Genomic DNA, 20865 nt, shown 5'->3' on the forward strand with positions numbered 1-20865 from the left:
ACTTTTATCCACCTCTAAAACACGTTTGTCCACCCTCATTTACAATCAATGCCATATTTTTGTCATGCAATTGGTGCTCAATCCTTTGGGAGAGAACCATGCATTTAAAGTTTATCTAATATTAATATTATGAAGAATGACAAGAAAATGGCTGTCGCATCGTGCATAGCATCGGCTGAATTCAACCTTTCCCTATTGCACAACAATCTAATCCATCAAATTTACAACCTTAATACTTTTAAAAATGAGGAAACATTTATTTTTTTCCGTAATGCTTAGTCTGTGTACCTTTGGCGGCATAGCGGTGTATCCTACACCTGCAATGGCTACCGTAGCACAATCTCCGACTATCAAGGTTCGTGGTCAGGTTATCGACGAACAAGGTGAACCCATGCCAGGGGCTACCGTCAGGATTAAAAATGGACAAGGCGGAACCATCACCGACTTAGACGGAAACTTCCAACTGGAGGTTCCCGGAAACGCTACCCTTTTGATAAGCTATGTGGGCTTCAAGGAACGTGAAGTGGCTGTTCGCAATCGTGCTATTATTGAAGGCATCCAGTTGCAAGCCGATAATAAGATGCTTGAACAAGTGGTTGTCGTAGGTTATGGTACACAAAAGAAATCCGACTTAACCGGTTCCGTTGCCGTGGTAGATGCGGAAGCCTTGAAACAGACATCAAACTCCAACATCTCCACCATGCTCGAAGGTAAGGTTTCCGGCGTGCAAGTCACCTCCGACGGACAGCCTGGTGCCGATCCCACCGTTCGCATCCGTGGTGTCGGGTCTTTCGGCGACACCTCTCCTCTTTATGTTATCGACGGGGTTCCCATGGGTACTTCCATTCGCGATTTCTCCTCAAACGATATTGAAACCATCCAAGTGCTGAAGGATGCTTCTGCTGCTGCCATCTACGGTTCGCGCGCTGCCAATGGTGTGATTATCATCACTACCAAACGCGGACAAAAAGACCAACCGCTGAAAGTGGATTACAATGGATACTTCGGTGTGGATAATATCCCTAAGGGTGTCTATGATGTAATGAATGCTGACCAGTACAGCCAGTACATCGGTCAGGCGGCCGCAAACTCCAACACTCCGTTGCCAACGGGATACAAGCTTGACAGCGAAACCGGAAAATACCATTTCCAAGATGACACCAACACTAACTGGTTTGACGAGGTATTCAAAACGGGTATCCGTCAAAACCACAATGTGAACCTCTCCGGAGGTGGCGCTCATAACACCTATAATATATCATTAGACTATTTCAACCAAAAAGGGACTCTCGAAGGTGCCGGTCCTAACTACGAACGTTATACGGCGCGTGTCAACAACACCATGGAGACTAAGTTCATAAAGTTCCAGACCAGCCTTGTTTACTCCCACTCCGACCAAGACAACATGGGCTTGTCGAATGCTTCCGAATACGTTCAAGGCTTGTATGGTGATGTTACCAATGTGCTGCGTGGCACCTTACTGATGCAGCCCACCATCAAGGCATACGATTCTTCTACATGGGTACTTGATAACTTGGTGGGAATCGCCAACAACTTCAATTATGACGCTTACGGCTACGGCGTATACTACGATACCGTGCATGGTGACATCTCCGCTTCCAACCCGTTGCTGGTAAATAACCTGCTGAAACGCAACACTCGCGTGGATCGTTTCGTGGGAACCGGATCTGCCGATGTGGATATCCTCAAAATGATTGGCGTTGACAACAAAAATCATAAGCTCAACTATAAAGTCAACCTCTCTTACAGCAAAACCCATTGCAAGGACTTTACTTGGATTCCGGCATGGGTGCAAAGCAACCGTGTGTACTTGGCCAAGAGCAACGAACGACTCACCAAAGGGTCGCGCGACTATTCGGATGCTTTAATAGAGAACGTGATTACTTACGATGGCACGATAGGCAAGCATCATATCAACGTATTGGCAGGCCAGACTTACGAAGAAGAAGACACCGACCTGCTGACCGGATGGGGAATCAACTTCACCGAACCTTATTTCCTACAACTCCAGAATGCTTCCGATACGTATTCTGAAAGCTACGAATACAAGCATTCAATCCTCTCTTACATCGGTCGTATCAATTACAATTACGATGACAGATACTTATTCTCGGCAACAGTGCGCCGGGATGGCAGTTCCCGCCTGACCAGAAATATCCGTTGGGGAACTTTCCCTTCCGTCTCTGTGGGTTGGCGTTTCGACAAGGAAAAATTCTTCCCTTTCGACCAAAATGTCGTAAACCTGTTCAAGGTGCGTGCCAGCTATGGTGAACTCGGTAACGAGAATATCGGCGAGTATATGTATCAGGCTGTCATGTCGCGCAACAACATGACTTACAATTTCAACGGTAACGTAGTGACCGGTTCTGCCGTTTCCACTTTCGTGGACAATAACTTGGCATGGGAGAAAAAGAAGACCTACAACATGGGTATCGACCTTGCCTTGTTTAACAATCGCTTGGAATTCACAGCCGAATGGTACAAGAATACCAGCGAAGACCTGCTGTATGCTGTCCCAGTTCCCGAACAAGCCGGTGTATCCAATACCACCGTTACGATGAATGCCGCCTCGATGAACAACTCCGGTTTTGAGTTCTCGGCTACCTACCGTAACCGCGATCGTGACTTCAAGTATGAAATTTCGGCTAACCTCAGCACGTTGCGCAACCGCGTAACTTCGCTAGGCTTTGGTACCGACTCTTACATCTCTGGAGCATACATTACCAATGTAGGCCAAGAAATAGGCCAGTTCTACGGCTGGGCTTATGAGGGCATTGCCCGCACACAGGAAGACTTGGACAACCACGCCACTCAAGAGGGTGCCCAGATTGGTGACTGCCTTTATAAGGACATAAGCGGACCGGACGGTAAACCCGACGGTAAAATAGACGCCAACGACCAAGTGGTACTGGGTAGCGGTATGCCTAAGATTCATTTCGGCCTTAATGCCCGTTTTGAATACAAGCGTTTCGACTTGAGCATTGCTACCTTCGGTGCGCTGAACTATCACGTCAGCGACGACATCTACAACTCGCTTAACTCTTGCTACGGCTGGGGAAACAAAGAGGTGGGTATGCTCGATGCCAACCGCTTTAGCGAAGACGGCAGCACTTACCTTTCCAACGTGCCACGCACCTATGTCACCAACAGTGCCAGCTTGGGTTGGAACGATCTCTTTAGCTCACGCAAGATTCAGAACGCAGCCTACTGGAAGATTGCCAATGTAGAATTAGGCTACAACTTCCCCAACGAGTGGTTCGGTAAATATGTATCTGATGTACGCTTATACGTATCAGCACAAAATCTTCACACATTCACCGGCTATCACGGTTATAATGTAGACTATGCGGGAGGAACTTTCACCCCGGGATACAACTTCTGTTCTTATCCTACTGCACGCACTTTCATGTGTGGCGTTCACTTTACATTCTAATCGTTACTATCTAGTACCAAATACTAAAAACATTTCTTATGAAACTAAATAAATATTCACTTGCTCTCATTTTGGGATTTAGCACGCTGTTTTCTTGCAGTGACAGAATGGATTTGTTGAATCCCAACCAGCAAACCTCCAGTACTTTCGGCTTCAATGCCGATGATTTGGAGGAAAGTGTGATTGCTGCCTACAACCACATCCGTATGGAGGGTTCCTATGCCCGTGTAGGCTACACCATCGACGTGTGCCGTGGCGATGAAGCCTGGAACTCTTCACAAGTGTGGTATCTCCCTTTCGATGACCTTAACGCAGAAGTCACCTCGGACATCACATGGTGGCCTTGGCGGGAATGGTACTACACCATCAACGTATGCAACTTCGCCATTGCGCGTTGCGGTGAGGACAACAGCCTACTTTCTGATAAAATGAAACGCATCAAAGGACAAGTGCTTTTCCTACGTGGCCTATCGTACTACAACTTGGTTGGTTATTATCAGAATCCACCTCTCATCACAGATTATACCACCTATTCATCATTGGACGGACTTTATACCTCCAACAGCACATACAACGACGTACTCGATCAGGTGGAAAAAGATTTCCATGAGGCGATGGCATTGCTTCCTTCCCGTGATGAAGGCGGTGAATGGGCTGGCGGACGCGCCACCTGTGGTGCTGCGGCGGGCTATTATGCCCGTGCCTTAATGATGCGCCAGAAATACAGCGATGCGCTCACGGTGCTGAAAGATATCATCGGCAAGAAATACGGCACCTATCGGCTGATGCCCAACTATGGTGATAACTTCCGAGAAGGTTCGGCATACGAGAACAATGCAGAAAGTCTCTTCGAAGTGCAGTACCTCGACTATGGTTCGCAAGGCACCGACGACGAGTGGACTCCAGTTAATACAAGCCCCAATGCTACACAAGGTTCGGCCATTGAGAGCAACTTTGGTCCCGGTAACTACGGAGGATGGGCCGATATTTCTGCTTCTCCATGGCTCTATCAACTCTTCAAAAGCGAACGTACTACCAATGGTAAACTCGATCCCAGGCTCTATTGGACTATCGGAACCTACGAAAATGACTGGGCGGATTTCGAGTATGGTAATGTAGCTTATACGCATACACTTACAGCCACCGACAACATCGTGACCAACAACACTTATGGCGGTTTGCCGATTGCCAAATTCACAAATCTCCGTATCGGTCTGTACAGCACTATCATTACAGGATTGCACGATGGCATCAACCTGCGCCTGATGCGCTATTCTGATGTGCTGCTACGTGCTGCCGAATGCGAAAACGAGGTCAATGGTCCCACACAGCAAGCTATCGACTGGATCAACGAGGTGCGTGGGCGCGTCGGTCTGGCAGACTTAAAACTCGAAGACTTCGACACGGCTGACAAACTCTTTGAACAGATAGCCAATGTGGAACGTCCTAAGGAGTTCGGCTGCGAATTTGGCCGAGGCTTCGACCTCATCCGCTGGGGCTTCTTCTATGACAGCGGCCGCTTGCAGCAACTCAAGGAACACGGCACGGTACGCCGCTCTACAGTGGGAGTAAAGGATCCTGTGAACTACAGCGATATAGCAAACGATTCTGAACTGAAGAGCACTTTCGACACCTACATATCCGGACACGAATTCCTGCCCATTGTGCAGCAATTGATGAACAACAATCCGAATCTGAAAGGCAACTCTGCCAACTATAGTACAGATAACTCCACTTACTTCCGGGAAAGCGGGTGTAAAGTGCGTCCGGTTGTAGATTTAAGCAAGTAAATAAACTTAGAAAAGGTTTCAACCCATTACCTATTAAAAATTAAGACAATGAGATTACTAAAAAAAATAGCATACGCTTGCTATTCCGTAACCTTTGGGTTACTGGCATTGACAGGCTGTACGGATGGCGAACTTTATGACGTAAACGCCCCCGACTGGATTTCCGATAAGATACAGGAAATTGAAGATTCGAAGAAACAACCGGAAGAGGAGGTGCTTGAGGGCATGCAAGAAGATGTGTACACCATCGGAAATACAGATTTCACCTCCGGTTGGTGGGCTGCTTTCTCCAAGTATTACGTGGTACCCGATGGCGAAAAGTGGAATGCGGTGTTCAATCTCCACATCAACCCGGCCGATAACACGTATTACAAGAACTTTGTCCTTGTAATCACCAACGATGCAGATCGTGGAGGTACAGGATACACTGAATACGGAGCCATCCGCTTTGACTTCGCAGCAGCCCTCAATTCCGAGTGGGGCGATTATATCGATAGGCAATACATCTCGAGTACGTTGATTTTCAGTCCCGACGAAAGCGACATAGATACCAATGTACAGAAATTGGGCGGTAAGGTGACACTTACCGTAGATCGCACCAGCGAAAATGCTTTCACCGTAAAGATAACCAACAGCGAGGTGACTAAAACTTACAAACAGCCATACAAGGAAGAAAATCTTAACACCGATGCAAGCAACGCCAATATCCGCTGCTTCTTGGTTACCGAAGGCTCTTACATCGACTTCTTGCAAACCAACATCGTCCCTATTGGGGGCCTTACTTCTGCCGAAGACAAGAATCCGGTATCGATGGTGCTGCAAGACGTACCCGAACTAATCAACGTAGGTACTCCGCTCGAAGAAGCCATGGCTGATGTCTCGGCCATCGTCACCTTTGAAGAGGGAGTGACCAAAAACGTATCAGCTGCCGAACTCACATTCTCTGCCATCCCCGATATGGAACAACCGGGTGTAAAAACTCTTGTGGCCATCTACAATAAGACCTTTAAGGGTGAGAATTGCGATAAGCCGATTATGGCTAGTACTACCTTTGAAGCTGTGGAAAAGATTGCATCCATCGAAGTGACTACCCTACCCTCGCACACGCGATACTATTATTATACTTCGGCAGCTACCACGAGCTTGACGGACCGGACAATGGTCTTCGACCCGACAGGTCTAGTGGTTACGGCAACTTACACCGATGGAAGTACAAGAACCGTCGACAACGCGAGACTCAGCTTCTCCGCCGTTCCCGCGAAGCCCGGTTCTCAGAGCGTTACCATTACCGCTGGAGAAGAAGTCACCGCAACAGTAGAGGTTACCGTCTCTGAATCTACAACTTCTGCAGTGACAAACTCAACTAACATGGTAGGAGTTGAAGACAACTCAACGGGTTGGTGGACAGTTTTCTCAGACGACTTCAATGTAGCTGCGGGCGAGACAAAGTCCATCACCTTCACTAACCACAGCAATAGAACTGCCAATCATTGCAACTTCGTTGTGATTCTCCGTAAAACCAATAAAGCCGAATACGCAGTGGTTCGCGCTGACAATTATGGATGGGACGGAAATGCAGATGACGGTATTGGATACGAAGCCTGCATTCACAACGGAACACAAGGTGACTGGGGCACTTGGCTTAGTGGAATGGATGGTGCCCAAGTAACAATCTATGTAACGAACTGCGGCAATGGCACCACCGACGTTCAGGCAGTGATGGAGGGTACTACAGGCACCACTTCTACCCAGTACTATTTAGGTATCAACACAGTAGATCCCAGCGACCTGAACTTCGCATTGACCATTGAAGGTGGTCATCTCGTCTTCAATAATAATTAATTTCTTTATCATCCATACCAAATGAAAAAACTAACATTTTTATTAATATCCCTGCTGACGGTCTTTGTTTTTGCAGCTTGCTCCGATGGGCTGGACAATATCGAATACAATAGAAACAGCGATATAGCCATAGCCACCCCCGAAGTAACTGCAACCACAGGCACCTCGCTGACTGTCACTTCATCGATCACTGGCAATCTGAATAACGTAGTCAAGAAGGGCTTTTGCTACAGTGTCAATGCACAGAACCCAACCATCAAAGATAACATAGTGGATGCCGACGAGAATTTCAGCGCCACGATTTCCGGATTGACGGGCAATACCTCTTACTATATCCGTGCTTATGTCTACGGTAACAGCCGTTATACCTATTCGGATGTGCTCACGGCAACAACAGAAAGCCAAAGCCTTGACGAACAACTCAAAAACTACGTGGCACCCACCTATGAAGACAATTACGTGGACATAGCTGCCTGGAACCAACGCAGTAAATGGAACTTGGCCAACGTTCATGACCCCACAGTGATGAAAGCAGATGACGGATATTATTATATGTATCAGACAGATGCTTCTTACGGAAATGCACACTCCGGTAACGGACATTTCCATGCACGGCGTTCACGTGACCTTGTCAACTGGGAATATCTCGGAGCAACCATGACCGAAACTCCTCCTACTTGGATTAAAGAGAAGCTGAATGCCTATCGTGAAGAAATGGGACTGGAGCCTATCGAAAGCCCTTCTTATGGTTATTGGGCTCCGGTTGCCCGCAAAGTTGCTACCGGCAAATACCGGATGTACTACTCCATCGTGATTACCAACTACATCAAAACAGGCAAACCGGAAATAGAAAACAACGGAAACTTCGACGGTTCATGGACCGAACGCGCCTTCATCGGACTGATGGAAACAGCCGACCCGGCAAGCAATATCTGGGAAGACAAGGGTTTCGTTGTTTGCTCTGCCAGTGATAAAGGCAAAACGGATTACTTACGTCCAAGTACCGGCGATTGGAACGGTTATTTCAAGATCAATGCTATCGACCCGACCTATATTATTACTGAGAACGGAGAACACTGGATGATCTATGGCTCATGGCACAGTGGTATCGCTGCTTTACAACTAAATCCGGAAGATGGCAAGCCACTAAATGCTTTAGGCAAACCCTGGAATATTACGGGAGATGATAACTCCGGCTATGGAAAAATCATAGCCAAACGTGGTAGCAGCCGCTGGCAAGCATCTGAAGGACCGGAAATTATTTATCGCAACGGTTATTATTATCTTTTCCTGGCTTATGGCACATTATCCGTAGAATACAACACACGTGTTTGCCGCTCTGCCAACATTGATGGGCCTTACGTAGATATAGACGGAAACTCTGCCATGGGTAACGGCGAGCTATATCCGATACTGACTGCCCCTTACAAGTTCAATAATAGCTACGGTTGGGTAGGTATCTCTCACTGTGGTATATTCGATGATGGAGAAGGCAACTGGTTCTATACCTCTCAAGGGCGTTTCCCTGTGAATGTGGGTGGAAATGAACACTCAAATGCTATCATGATGGGACATGTCCGCAGTATCCGTTGGGATGCCAATGGCTGGCCTCTCGTTATGCCCGAAAGATACGGAGCAGTGCCACAAGTACCTATCACAGAAGCTGAAATAGCAGGAGATTGGGAACATTTGGCATTAACGGCAGCCGGTGTAAGTACTCAAAGGGCTTCCGAAACAATGACTTACGACCTCAGTACTCATAAAATAACTACAGGCAGCTGGAAAAGTGCCACATGGACATTTGATGAAGCCGCACAAACAATAACAACAAGTTCCGGAGTCGTACTTTACCTGCAACGTGAAGTAGACTGGGAAGTTACTCCCAGAACGCATACCATCGTTTATGCTGCCCACGGTACACAAAAGACTTATTGGGGAAAGAAAATCCAATAAACGCTCATTGATAATCTTCAAGAAACTGCTTCCGGAATTTTGATACCCGGAAGCAGTTTTTTTCTCTTTTATGCTGCATAACATATAAGAGTGTATTTGATACACCGAACGAAAGTGTTACTTTTACACCCAAATTAAGATAAGCATCTCATTTACATTAAAAATAAAACCATGAAAAAACATTTTCTACTTGCAGGAATTGCAGCACTGATGCTGTCAGCATGCAATAACAAGCCGGCTTCCGAGCTGACTTTATCCGGTCTTGATCCGGTAAATTTTCAAACAGAAGTGAACAATGCCCAAACGAATCTTTATACATTAAAGAATAAGGCAGGCATGGAAGTATGCATCACTAACTTCGGGGGACGCATCGTGTCTATCATGGTGCCGGACAAAAACGGAAAGATGCAGGATGTAGTTTTAGGTTTTGACAGCATTGCTGATTATATTAATGTACCGAGCGATTTCGGCGCTTCTATCGGACGTTATGCCAACCGTATCAACCAAGGACGTTTTGTCTTAGACGGTGACACTATCCAGTTGCCGCAAAATAACTTCGGTCACTGTCTGCACGGCGGTCCGAAAGGCTGGCAATATCAGGTTTATGAAGCCAACCTTATTGACCCTATGACATTGGAACTGACCCGTATTTCACCCGATGGTGACGAAAACTTCCCGGGCAATGTTACAGCTAAAGTGACTTACCAACTGACCGAAGATAACGCTATCGACATTAAATATAGCGCTACTACTGATAAAAAGACGATTATCAACATGACCAACCACTCTTACTTCAACCTGGCAGGTAATCCGTCAAAAGCTTCAACTGATAATATCATGTATGTAAACGCAGACTACTACACTCCAGTAGACAGTACCTTTATGACAACAGGCGAAATAGCCCCAGTAAAAGACACTCCGATGGACTTCACTACTCCAAAAGCAGTAGGACAGGAAATCAACAACTACGATTTCGTCCAGTTGAAGAACGGAAACGGATATGACCATAACTGGGTACTGAACACGAAAGGCGACATTTCCCAGGTAGCAGCCAAACTGACTTCTCCTGAAAGCGGTATTACCCTGGAAGTCTATACCAACGAACCGGGTATCCAGGTTTATACAGGCAACTTCCTCGACGGAACCGTAACCGGAAAGAAAGGTATCGTCTACAACCAACGTGCTTCCGTATGTCTGGAAACACAGCACTATCCTGACAGTCCCAACAAGGCAGACTGGCCTTCAGTGGTTCTGGAACCGGGACAAACATACAACAGCGAATGTATTTTCAAATTCTCAGTAGAGAAATAATATTAACTTATAAATCATATTTATTGTGGAAGCATTAGATTGGGTAGTAATTGGAGTCTTCTTTTTGGCTCTGATCGGTATTATCGTCTGGGTAGTCAGACAAAAACAAAATGACTCGGCAGATTATTTCTTAGGCGGACGCGACGCGACATGGCTCGCAATCGGCGCCTCTATCTTTGCATCAAACATCGGTTCGGAACATTTAATCGGACTGGCGGGAGCCGGAGCATCCAGCGGTATGGCTATGGCACACTGGGAAATCCAGGGATGGATGATTTTGATTTTGGGATGGGTATTCGTTCCTTTCTATACACGAAGCATGGTATATACGATGCCTGAATTCCTGGAACGCCGTTATAATCCTCAGTCACGTACCATCTTGTCAGTTATTTCTTTAGTAAGTTACGTATTGACTAAGGTGGCTGTTACCGTATATGCCGGTGGTTTGGTATTCCAACAGGTATTCGGTATCAAAGAACTTTGGGGAATCGACTTCTTCTGGATTGCAGCAATCGGTCTGGTACTCTTGACTGCACTTTATACAATCTTCGGTGGTATGAAATCCGTATTGTACACTTCTGTGCTACAGACCCCTATCCTTCTGTTAGGTTCATTAATCATCCTTGTGCTTGGTTTCAAAGAACTCGGTGGATGGGACGAAATGATGAAAGTTTGTGGTGCTGTAACTGTAAATGATTACGGTGATACAATGACTAACCTCATTCGTAGTAATGATGATGCAAACTTCCCCTGGCTGGGTGCTTTGATTGGTTCTGCTATTATCGGCTTCTGGTACTGGTGTACTGACCAGTTTATCGTACAACGTGTGCTTTCCGGAAAGAATGAAAAGGAAGCCCGTCGTGGTACTATCTTCGGCGCTTACCTGAAACTGTTGCCTGTATTCCTGTTCCTGATTCCGGGTATGATTGCTTTTGCTTTACATCAGAAATATATCGGTGCCGGTGGTGAAGGTTTCCTTCCGATGCTCGCGAACGGCAATGCAAATGCCGATGCAGCTTTCCCGACATTAGTAGCTAAATTACTTCCTGCCGGTGTGAAAGGTTTGGTAGTATGTGGTATTCTTGCCGCTCTGATGAGTTCTTTGGCTTCTTTATTTAACTCATCTGCCATGTTGTTTACAATCGACTTCTACAAGCGTTTCAGACCGGAAACACCGGAAAAGAAACTGGTAGGTATCGGTCAGATTGCAACAGTTGTTATCGTAATTCTGGGTATTCTTTGGATTCCCATCATGCGTAGCGTTGGCGATGTACTTTACACATATTTGCAGGACGTTCAGTCTGTACTGGCTCCGGGTATTGCCGCAGCTTTCTTATTGGGAATCTGCTGGAAGCGTACTTCCGCCCAAGGTGGTATGTGGGGATTGATTTCGGGTATGGTGATTGGTTTAACCCGCTTAGGGGCTAAAGTATATTACAGTAATGTCGGTGAAGTAGCAGACTCTACATTCAAATATTTGTTCTACGATATGAACTGGTTGTTCTTCTGCGGATGGATGTTCCTATTCTGTATCATCGTAGTAATCGTAGTCAGCCTGGCAACAGAAGCCCCGACAACCGAAAAAATCCAGGGACTGGTATTCGGTACGGCTACCAAAGAACAAAAAGCGGCTACACGTGCAAGCTGGAATCACTGGGATATTATCCATACAGTTATTATCCTGGCTATCACAGGTGCATTCTACTGGTATTTCTGGTAATTAAATAAAAACTCATATTAACAAAACAATGAATAACTATTATAGCTCGAATCCTACTTTCTATCTTGGTATCGACTGTATTATCTTCGGTTTTAACGAAGGCGAATTAAACCTGCTGTTGTTGAAAAGAAATTTTGAACCGGCAATGGGCGAATGGTCATTGATGGGAGGGTTCGTGCAAAACAATGAAAGCGTGGACGATGCTGCCAAACGTGTACTAGCGGAGCTTACAGGATTGGAAAACGTGTATATGGAACAGGTGGGAACCTTCGGGGCGGTTGACCGCGACCCGGGAGAACGGGTAATTTCCGTTGCATACTATGCGCTCATCAACATCAATGAATACGACCGGAAACTGGTAAAGAAACACAATGCTTACTGGGTTAATATCAATGAACTCCCCCAACTGATTTTCGACCACCCTGAAATGGTGGCACAAGCACGAGAGTTAATGAAACAGAAAGCATCTTCCAAGCCAATCGGTTTCAATTTATTGCCGAAGCTCTTCACATTGTCTCAATTGCAAAGCCTGTATGAAGCCATTTACGGTGAGGAGATGGACAAGCGGAATTTCCGCAAGCGTGTTGCAGGAATGGACTACGTAGAAAAGACGGACAAAATAGATAAACTGGGTTCTAAGCGCGGTGCAGCCTTGTATAAGTTTAACAGCAAAGTTTACCGCAAAGACCCGAAATTTAAATTATAATCAATATGCTGGAAGAACTGAAAGAAAAAGTGTTTCATGCCAATCTCGAATTGGTAAAGCATGGATTAGTCATCTTTACCTGGGGAAATGTTTCTGCCATCGACCGTGAAAGCGGACTGGTAGTAATCAAGCCCAGCGGTGTAAGTTATGATGATATGAAAGCAGAAGATATGGTAGTAGTGGATTTAGAAGGCAAAGTCGTTGAAGGACGACTGAAGCCTTCCTCAGATACTCCCACTCACGTAGTACTCTACAAAGCATTCCCGGAAATCGGCGGAGTGGTACACACCCACTCTACTTATGCGACAGCTTGGGCACAGGCCGGTTGTGACATTCCGAATATAGGAACGACTCATGCTGATTATTTCCATGACGCCATCCCCTGCACGGCAGACATGACGGAAACGGAAGTGAAGGGTGCCTACGAACTGGAAACTGGAAATGTGATTGTGAAACGTTTCGAAGGATTGAATCCCGTACATACACCGGGAGTTCTAGTGAAGAACCACGGTCCTTTCTCCTGGGGAAAGGACGCCCACGATGCAGTGCACAATGCCGTAGTGATGGAGCAGGTAGCCAAGATGGCAAGCATTGCTTATGCCGTCAACCCGAACTTGACAATGAACCCGTTGCTGGTGGAAAAACATTTCAGCCGCAAACATGGTCCGAACGCTTATTACGGACAATAAATAATGAAAGATTAACAACTTAAAATTGAATAAAGATATGAACGCATTTGACCAATATGAAGTATGGTTCGTAACAGGAGCACAGCTTTTGTACGGAGGTGACGCAGTAATCGCAGTAGACGCACACTCTAATGAAATGGTGAACGGACTGAATGAATCCGGCAAACTTCCTGTTAAAGTGGTATATAAGGGAACAGCCAACTCTTCCAAAGAGGTGGAAACTGTTTTCAAAGCTGCTAACAACGATGACAAATGTATCGGTGTCATCACTTGGATGCATACTTTCTCTCCTGCCAAAATGTGGATTCACGGTCTGCAACAACTGAAAAAACCGTTGCTGCACCTGCACACCCAGTTCAACAAGGAAATTCCCTGGGATACAATGGACATGGATTTCATGAACCTGAACCAATCAGCTCATGGCGACCGTGAATTCGGGCACATCTGTACCCGTATGCGTATCCGTCGCAAAGTAGTGGTAGGTTACTGGAAAGAAGAAGAAACACAGCACAAGATTGCCGGTTGGATGCGCGTTTGCGCCGGTTGGGCAGACTCTCAGGATATGCTGATTATCCGTTTCGGCGACCAGATGAACAATGTAGCCGTAACCGATGGTGACAAAGTGGAAGCTGAACAACGCATGGGTTATCACGTAGACTACTGTCCGGTAAGCGAACTGATGGAATATCACAAAGAAATCAAGAATGAAGAGGTAGATGCACTGGTGGCTACTTACTTCAAGGAATACGACCACGATTCTTCTTTGGAAGACAAATCGACCGAAGCTTATCAAAAAGTATGGAACGCAGCTAAAGCAGAACTTGCCATCCGTGCCATTCTGAAAGTTAAAGGCGCTAAAGGATTCACTACCAACTTTGATGATTTGGGCGATATCGAATACAACGGATTTGACCAGATTCCGGGATTGGCTTCCCAACGCCTGATGGCGGAAGGCTACGGATTCGGTGCTGAAGGCGACTGGAAATCGGCTGCTCTTTACCGTACTGTATGGGTAATGAATCAGGGACTTCCGAAAGGCTGCTCATTCCTTGAAGATTATACACTGAACTTCGACGGTGCCAACAGCTCTATCCTACAGTCACACATGTTGGAAATCTGTCCGCTTATTGCTGCCAACAAACCTCGCCTGGAAGTACACTTCCTCGGTATAGGTATCCGCAAGAGCCAAACTGCAAGATTGGTATTTACTTCAAAGACAGGTGCAGGATGTACTGCTACAATAGTAGATATGGGTAACCGCTTCCGCCTGATTGTAAACGACGTAGAATGTATCGAGCCGAAACCGCTGCCTAAATTGCCGGTTGCTTCCGCTCTTTGGATTCCGATGCCTAACCTTGAAGTAGGTGCAGGTGCATGGATTCTGGCAGGTGGTACCCACCACTCTTGCTTCTCTTACGACCTGACAGCCGAATACTGGGAAGACTATGCGGAAATTGCAGGCATCGAAATGGTACATATCAACAAAGATACTACTATCAGTTGCTTCAAGAAAGAACTGCGCATGAACGAGGTGTATTACATGCTGAATAAGGCGCTTTGCTAAACCTTAAAATATTGATTTCAATATGAAATTAGATGCAAAATCAACAATCGAGACAGGCAAAGCCATTCTGGGTATAGAGCTCGGTTCAACACGAATAAAAGCAGTCTTGATTGACCAGGAAAACAAGCCAATCGCTCAAGGCAGCCACACATGGGAAAACCAGTTGGTAGACGGACTTTGGACTTATAGCATTGAAGCCATCTGGTCAGGTTTGCAAGATTGCTATGCCGACCTTCGTTCCAATATAAAGAACTTATACGGTGACGTGGAAATCGAGAACCTGGCAGCTATCGGTGTCAGCGCCATGATGCACGGTTATATGCCGTTCAATGAAAAAGAAGAAATCCTCGTGCCTTTCCGCACTTGGAGAAACACCAATACAGGTCGAGCTGCGGCAGCCTTGTCCGAACTATTTGTCTACAACATTCCTCTGAGATGGAGTATTTCACATTTGTATCAGGCTATCCTGGACAATGAGGCGCATGTCAAAGACATCAAATTCCTGACAACCCTTGCAGGTTATGTGCATTGGCAGATAACAGGTGAGAAAGTGTTGGGCATCGGCGACGCATCGGGTATGCTCCCCATAGACTCGGTTACCAACAACTATTCCGCAGAAATGGTGGCAAAGTTCGACAATCTCGTTGCTCCAAAGGAATACGGCTGGAAGCTGGAAGACATTCTGCCTAAAGTATTATCGGCAGGTGAAAATGCCGGTGTTCTCACGCAGGAAGGAAGTAAGAAACTCGACGTTTCGGGTCATCTGAAAGCAGGAATACCGGTATGCCCGCCGGAAGGAGACGCAGGAACCGGCATGGTTGCAACCAATGCCGTCAAGCAACGTACCGGAAACGTATCGGCAGGTACTTCCTCATTCTCTATGATTGTATTAGAGAAAGAATTATCGAAGCCGTACGAAATGATTGACATGGTTACTACTCCCGACGGAAGTCCCGTAGCTATGGTACATTGCAATAACTGTACGTCCGACCTCAATGCGTGGGTTAACCTGTTCAAAGAATACCAGGAACTTTTGGGCATCCCTGTGAATATGGATGAAATTTACAGCAAGCTCTACAATATTGCACTCACTGGTGATGCCGACTGCGGTGGTCTTCTCTCCTACAATTACATCTCCGGCGAACCTGTAACGGGTATTGCTGACGGAAGACCGCTATTCGTACGTTCGGCAAATGACAAGTTCAGCCTGGCAAACTTTATGCGTACTCATTTATACGCCTCAGTCGGAGTTCTTAAGATTGGCAACGACATTCTGTTCAACGAAGAGAAAGTCAAAGTTGACAGAATTACAGGACACGGCGGATTATTCAAGACCAAAGGAGTAGGTCAGAGAGTGCTTGCAGCAGCCATCAACTCACCTATTTCCGTAATGGAAACAGCAGGTGAAGGTGGCGCCTGGGGCATTGCCCTGTTAGGCTCTTACCTCGTGAACAATGAAAAGAAACAATCCCTTGCCGATTTCCTGGACGAAAATGTATTTGTCGGTGACGCCGGTGTCGAAATATCTCCCGTGCCCGAAGATGTAGCCGGTTTTAACGCATACATTGAAAACTACAAGGCTGGATTGCCAATTGAGGAAGCGGCAGCTAAATTCAAATAAGCCACATCACGGGGCTTCTTCGCTCCTTTCTCAATCATCATTTTAAGTATTAACATAAACTATCCCCATCCCCTCTCCGTTTGGAGAGGGATAAGGGGAAATCTACCATCATGAAAACCACCTCGTTCATACTTGCCCTTATTCTATCCGTTTCATTGGGAAAAGCACAAAACCGGCAACAAGTTTCGTACTTTCCCCTACAAGATGTGAAACTGCTGAACAGTCCTTTTCTGCAAGCCCAACAGACTGATTTACATTATATATTATCAATGAATCCCGACCGCCTGCTCGCCCCTTTCCTTCGTGAAGCAGGACTGACTCCCAAAGCTCCGAGCTACACCAATTGGGAAAACACAGGACTGGACGGGCACATAGGCGGACATTATTTATCCGCCCTCTCCATGATGTATGCCGCGACCGGAGACACCGCAGTCTACAACCGTCTCAACTATATGTTGAACGAACTTCACCGTGCACAGCAAGCTGTCGGCACAGGATTTATCGGCGGCACTCCGGGCAGTCTCCAACTATGGAAAGAAATTAAAGCGGGAAATATCCGTGCCGGTGGTTTCGACCTTAACGGCAAATGGGTGCCTCTATACAATATACATAAGACTTACGCCGGATTGCGGGATGCATATCTCTATGCAGGAAGCGATCTTGCACGCCAAATGCTTATTGCTTTTACAGACTGGATGATCGACATCACTTCCGGCTTGAGCGACGAACAAATACAAGATATGCTTCGTAGCGAACATGGCGGATTAAACGAGACTTTCGCCGATGTGGCTGAAATCACAGGCGACAAGAAGTATCTGGAACTAGCACGCCGTTTCTCTCACAAGCTTATCTTAGACCCGCTTATCAAAGAGGAAGACAAATTGACGGGAATGCATGCCAACACACAGATTCCGAAAGTGATCGGCTACAAGCGAATAGCCGAACTTTCACAAGACGACAAGAATTGGAATCATGCTGCAGAGTGGGATCATGCCGCCCGTTTTTTCTGGAACACGGTAGTCAATCACCGTTCTGTTTGCATTGGAGGAAATAGCGTCCGCGAACATTTCCATCCGTCGGATAACTTCATGTCCATGCTGAACGATGTTCAAGGACCGGAGACCTGTAATACTTACAACATGCTCCGTCTAACTAAAATGCTTTATCAGAATTCTCACAATCCGAATCAAACAAACGAACCCGACCCCAACTACGTAAACTATTACGAACGTGCGCTTTACAATCATATTCTAGCGTCACAAGAACCGGATAAAGGTGGATTTGTCTACTTCACTCCTATGCGTCCGGGACACTATCGTGTGTACTCACAACCGGAAACATCTATGTGGTGCTGTGTAGGTTCAGGCCTGGAGAATCACACCAAATACGGTGAATTCATCTATGCGCATCAGAAAGATACGCTCTATGTCAATCTCTTCATTCCTTCACAACTGACCTGGAAAGAGCAAGGCATTATTTTGACACAAGAAACCCGTTTCCCCGATGACGGCAAAGTAACCTTACGAATAGATGAAGCCCCTAAGAAAAAACGTACTTTAATGATACGTATTCCAGAATGGGCGAACCAATCCAAAGGATATAGAGTCAGCATCAATGGAAAAAGAAAAATATTCGTTATGGCAAAAGGTAACCGATATCTTCCTCTCTCCCGCAAATGGAAAAAAGGGGATATCGTTACTTTCCACTTGCGTATGAAAGTCAGCGTAGAACAGATTCCCGACAAGAAAGATTATTATGCTTTCTTATATGGTCCGATTGTTCTTGCAGCTTCCACAGGCACTGAACATCTTGATGGTTTATATGCCGATGACAGTCGTGGCGGCCATATCGCTCATGGCAAACAGATTCCTTTACAAGAAGTCCCGATGCTGATAGGAAATCCAGATTCAATCTGCAAGTCTCTTCAGAAAGAACAGAATAGCCGGATTACTTTCAGCTATAACGGAGAGGTTTATCCTGCACAAGGCAAAGCATTGGAACTCGTTCCGTTCTTCCGTCTGCATAATTCCCGCTATGCCGTTTATTTCCAGCAGGCAAGCGAAGAGCAGTTTAAAGCGATTCAAGAAGAGATGGCAACGGCTGAACGAAAAGCAACGGAATTGGCTAATCAAACCATTGACCTTATCTTCCCTGGCGAACAGCAGCCGGAGTCTGACCATGGCATCCAATATGAGCAGGCAGAAACAGGAACGAATAAAGACCGACATTTCCGACGTGCCAAAGGTTGGTTCGGCTATCAGCTGAAAGTGAAAGAGGAAGCAAGCCGCATTTTAATCATGGTACAAAAAGACGACTGCAATAAAGTGGCTATTCTTCTGAATGACGAAAAGTTGGCTGTCCATCCGACTATCAGCGAAGCGGATAAAGACGGTTTCATAACCCTTTCATACGTTCTACCTCAAAAATTGAATACGGGTAGTTGTCCGATACGTTTTATCCCTGACGGGACAGAATGGACCTCTGCCGTTTATGAAGTTCGTTTACTAAAATAGAAGTCACTACAGATTACACGGATTAACACAGATTATTTATGGGTTATAACATGATAGTAATCAGAATAAAATCAATCTGTGATAATCTGCGTAATCTGTGGTAAAAAAATAATCATTAAACAAATACCATTTATGAAAGCAAAACTATTAGCCAGCACGGTCTTTCTGGCAGCATCGGTATCTCTTTCCGCACAAAAGAGCGCTACCATCACCGTACATGCCGACCAAGGCAAAGAAATCATCCCGAAAGAAATCTACGGCCAATTTGCCGAGCACCTGGGTTCATGCATCTATGGTGGTCTATGGGTAGGCGAAAACTCGGATATTCCTAATATCAAAGGATACCGCACGGACGTATTCAATGCATTGAAAGACTTGGCAGTCCCCGTTCTCCGTTGGCCGGGCGGCTGTTTCGCCGACGAATATCACTGGATGGACGGTATCGGTCCGAAAGAAAACCGTCCGAAGATGGTTAACAATAACTGGGGCGGAACAATCGAAGACAACAGCTTCGGTACACATGAATTCCTGAATCTCTGCGAAATGTTGGGCTGCGAACCTTACGTAAGCGGAAATGTAGGCAGCGGTACGGTGGAAGAACTTGCCAAATGGATAGAATACATGACATCGGACGGTGATTCTCCAATGGCAAATCTCCGCCGCAAGAACGGTCGTGACAAGGCATGGAAAGTAAAATACCTCGGTGTAGGTAATGAAAGCTGGGGATGCGGCGGCAGCATGCGTCCGGAGTACTATGCCGACCTCTATCGCCGTTATTCCACCTATTGCCGTAACTATGACGGCAACCGCCTGTTCAAAATTGCCAGCGGTGCCAGTGACTACGATTACAACTGGACAGATGTATTGATGAATCGCATAGGACATCGTATGGAAGGTCTTTCTCTGCACTACTACACAGTAACGGGATGGAGCGGCAGTAAAACATCCGCAACCCAGTTCAATAAGGACGATTATTACTGGACAATGGGCAAATGCCTTGAGGTAGAAGACGTACTAAAGAAACATTGCGCCATCATGGACAAATATGATAAGGACAAGAAAATCGCCCTCTTGCTTGACGAATGGGGAACCTGGTGGGATGAAGAACCGGGAACCGTCCGCGGACACCTTTACCAGCAAAACACACTGCGTGACGCTTTCGTTGCCTCTTTGAGCCTTGACGTATTCCACAAATACACCGACCGCCTGAAGATGGCAAACATCGCACAGATAGTCAACGTACTCCAATCCATGATTCTGACGAAAGACAAAGAGATGGTGCTCACTCCTACTTATTACGTCTTCAAAATGTACAAAGTACATCAGGATGCCACTTATCTCCCAATCGAGCTGAACTGTGAAAAGATGAACGTACGCGACAACCGCACCGTGCCTATGGTGAGCGCAACCGCATCAAAAGACAAAAACGGAGTTATCCATATTTCCCTCTCGAATGTGAACGCTGACGAAGCACAGGAAATAACCGTCAACCTCGGGGATACAAAAGCGAAAAAAGCTGTCGGAGAAATCCTGACCTCAGCCAAACTGACCGATTACAATTCTTTTGAAAATCCTGATATTGTAAAACCTGCACCTTTCAAAGAGGTAAAAATCAATAAAGGTACAATGAAGGTAAAACTTCCTGCTAAGTCTATTGTTACTTTAGAGTTACAGTAATTCAAGGGCTGTTACTTATTGTACC

The 20865-nt window shown here is 46.1% G+C and carries 12 protein-coding genes; all 12 read left to right on the forward strand.

Annotated elements, in window-relative coordinates:
* The first annotated feature begins 244 nt into the window (after nucleotides 1–244).
* Complete coding sequence (locus tag CLIN57ABFB40_RS08770) at nucleotides 245–3454, forward strand: SusC/RagA family TonB-linked outer membrane protein (RefSeq protein WP_175629734.1); 3210 nt, start codon at nucleotides 245–247, stop codon at nucleotides 3452–3454.
* A 38-nt stretch (nucleotides 3455–3492) separates the two neighbouring features.
* A complete protein-coding gene (locus CLIN57ABFB40_RS08775; protein WP_175629735.1) occupies nucleotides 3493–5244 on the forward strand; it encodes a RagB/SusD family nutrient uptake outer membrane protein in 1752 nt (583 codons plus the stop codon).
* Between the two features lie 48 nt (nucleotides 5245–5292).
* Nucleotides 5293–7086, forward strand: coding sequence for a bacterial Ig-like domain-containing protein (locus CLIN57ABFB40_RS08780; RefSeq protein WP_175629736.1), 1794 nt, complete (start codon nucleotides 5293–5295; stop codon nucleotides 7084–7086).
* A gap of 21 nt (nucleotides 7087–7107) precedes the next feature.
* The gene (locus CLIN57ABFB40_RS08785) at nucleotides 7108–9039 is read left to right on the forward strand and encodes an arabinan endo-1,5-alpha-L-arabinosidase (protein WP_175629737.1); all 1932 of its coding nucleotides are present in this window, start codon (nucleotides 7108–7110) and stop codon (nucleotides 9037–9039) included.
* 171 nt (nucleotides 9040–9210) lie between these two features.
* On the forward strand, nucleotides 9211–10350 hold the full coding sequence (locus CLIN57ABFB40_RS08790) for an aldose epimerase family protein (RefSeq protein WP_175629738.1): 1140 nt from the start codon (nucleotides 9211–9213) through the stop codon (nucleotides 10348–10350).
* Between the two features lie 25 nt (nucleotides 10351–10375).
* The gene (locus tag CLIN57ABFB40_RS08795; RefSeq protein WP_175629739.1) at nucleotides 10376–12070 is read left to right on the forward strand and encodes a sodium:solute symporter; all 1695 of its coding nucleotides are present in this window, start codon (nucleotides 10376–10378) and stop codon (nucleotides 12068–12070) included.
* 28 nt (nucleotides 12071–12098) lie between these two features.
* Complete coding sequence (locus tag CLIN57ABFB40_RS08800; protein WP_175629740.1) at nucleotides 12099–12776, forward strand: NUDIX hydrolase; 678 nt, start codon at nucleotides 12099–12101, stop codon at nucleotides 12774–12776.
* A 5-nt stretch (nucleotides 12777–12781) separates the two neighbouring features.
* Nucleotides 12782–13465 (forward strand): L-ribulose-5-phosphate 4-epimerase, encoded by a 684-nt coding sequence (locus tag CLIN57ABFB40_RS08805; RefSeq protein WP_175629741.1) that lies wholly within the window; start codon nucleotides 12782–12784, stop codon nucleotides 13463–13465.
* 37 nt (nucleotides 13466–13502) lie between these two features.
* Nucleotides 13503–15029 (forward strand): L-arabinose isomerase, encoded by a 1527-nt coding sequence (gene araA, locus CLIN57ABFB40_RS08810; RefSeq protein ID WP_175629742.1) that lies wholly within the window; start codon nucleotides 13503–13505, stop codon nucleotides 15027–15029.
* A gap of 22 nt (nucleotides 15030–15051) precedes the next feature.
* Complete coding sequence (locus CLIN57ABFB40_RS08815; protein ID WP_175629743.1) at nucleotides 15052–16650, forward strand: xylulokinase; 1599 nt, start codon at nucleotides 15052–15054, stop codon at nucleotides 16648–16650.
* A gap of 110 nt (nucleotides 16651–16760) precedes the next feature.
* Entirely contained in the window at nucleotides 16761–19163 is a 2403-nt protein-coding gene (locus CLIN57ABFB40_RS08820; RefSeq protein ID WP_175629744.1) for a glycoside hydrolase family 127 protein, read from the forward strand.
* A 132-nt stretch (nucleotides 19164–19295) separates the two neighbouring features.
* Entirely contained in the window at nucleotides 19296–20840 is a 1545-nt protein-coding gene (locus CLIN57ABFB40_RS08825) for an alpha-N-arabinofuranosidase (RefSeq protein WP_175629745.1), read from the forward strand.
* Nucleotides 20841–20865 lie beyond the last annotated feature (25 nt).

The sequence above is a fragment of the Bacteroides acidifaciens genome, from assembly GCF_903181435.1.
Classification (GTDB): domain Bacteria; phylum Bacteroidota; class Bacteroidia; order Bacteroidales; family Bacteroidaceae; genus Bacteroides.

Bases quoted from the DNA above. Each gene is read 5' to 3' on its own strand.
- CLIN57ABFB40_RS08770 (WP_175629734.1), top strand. From the start codon at position 245: ATGAGGAAACATTTATTTTTTTCCGTAATGCTTAGTCTGTGTACCTTT.
- CLIN57ABFB40_RS08775 (WP_175629735.1), top strand. From the start codon at position 3,493: ATGAAACTAAATAAATATTCACTTGCTCTCATTTTGGGATTTAGCACG.
- CLIN57ABFB40_RS08780 (WP_175629736.1), top strand. From the start codon at position 5,293: ATGAGATTACTAAAAAAAATAGCATACGCTTGCTATTCCGTAACCTTT.
- CLIN57ABFB40_RS08785 (WP_175629737.1), top strand. From the start codon at position 7,108: ATGAAAAAACTAACATTTTTATTAATATCCCTGCTGACGGTCTTTGTT.
- CLIN57ABFB40_RS08790 (WP_175629738.1), top strand. From the start codon at position 9,211: ATGAAAAAACATTTTCTACTTGCAGGAATTGCAGCACTGATGCTGTCA.
- CLIN57ABFB40_RS08800 (WP_175629740.1), top strand. From the start codon at position 12,099: ATGAATAACTATTATAGCTCGAATCCTACTTTCTATCTTGGTATCGAC.
- CLIN57ABFB40_RS08805 (WP_175629741.1), top strand. From the start codon at position 12,782: ATGCTGGAAGAACTGAAAGAAAAAGTGTTTCATGCCAATCTCGAATTG.
- araA (WP_175629742.1), top strand. From the start codon at position 13,503: ATGAACGCATTTGACCAATATGAAGTATGGTTCGTAACAGGAGCACAG.
- CLIN57ABFB40_RS08815 (WP_175629743.1), top strand. From the start codon at position 15,052: ATGAAATTAGATGCAAAATCAACAATCGAGACAGGCAAAGCCATTCTG.
- CLIN57ABFB40_RS08820 (WP_175629744.1), top strand. From the start codon at position 16,761: ATGAAAACCACCTCGTTCATACTTGCCCTTATTCTATCCGTTTCATTG.
- CLIN57ABFB40_RS08825 (WP_175629745.1), top strand. From the start codon at position 19,296: ATGAAAGCAAAACTATTAGCCAGCACGGTCTTTCTGGCAGCATCGGTA.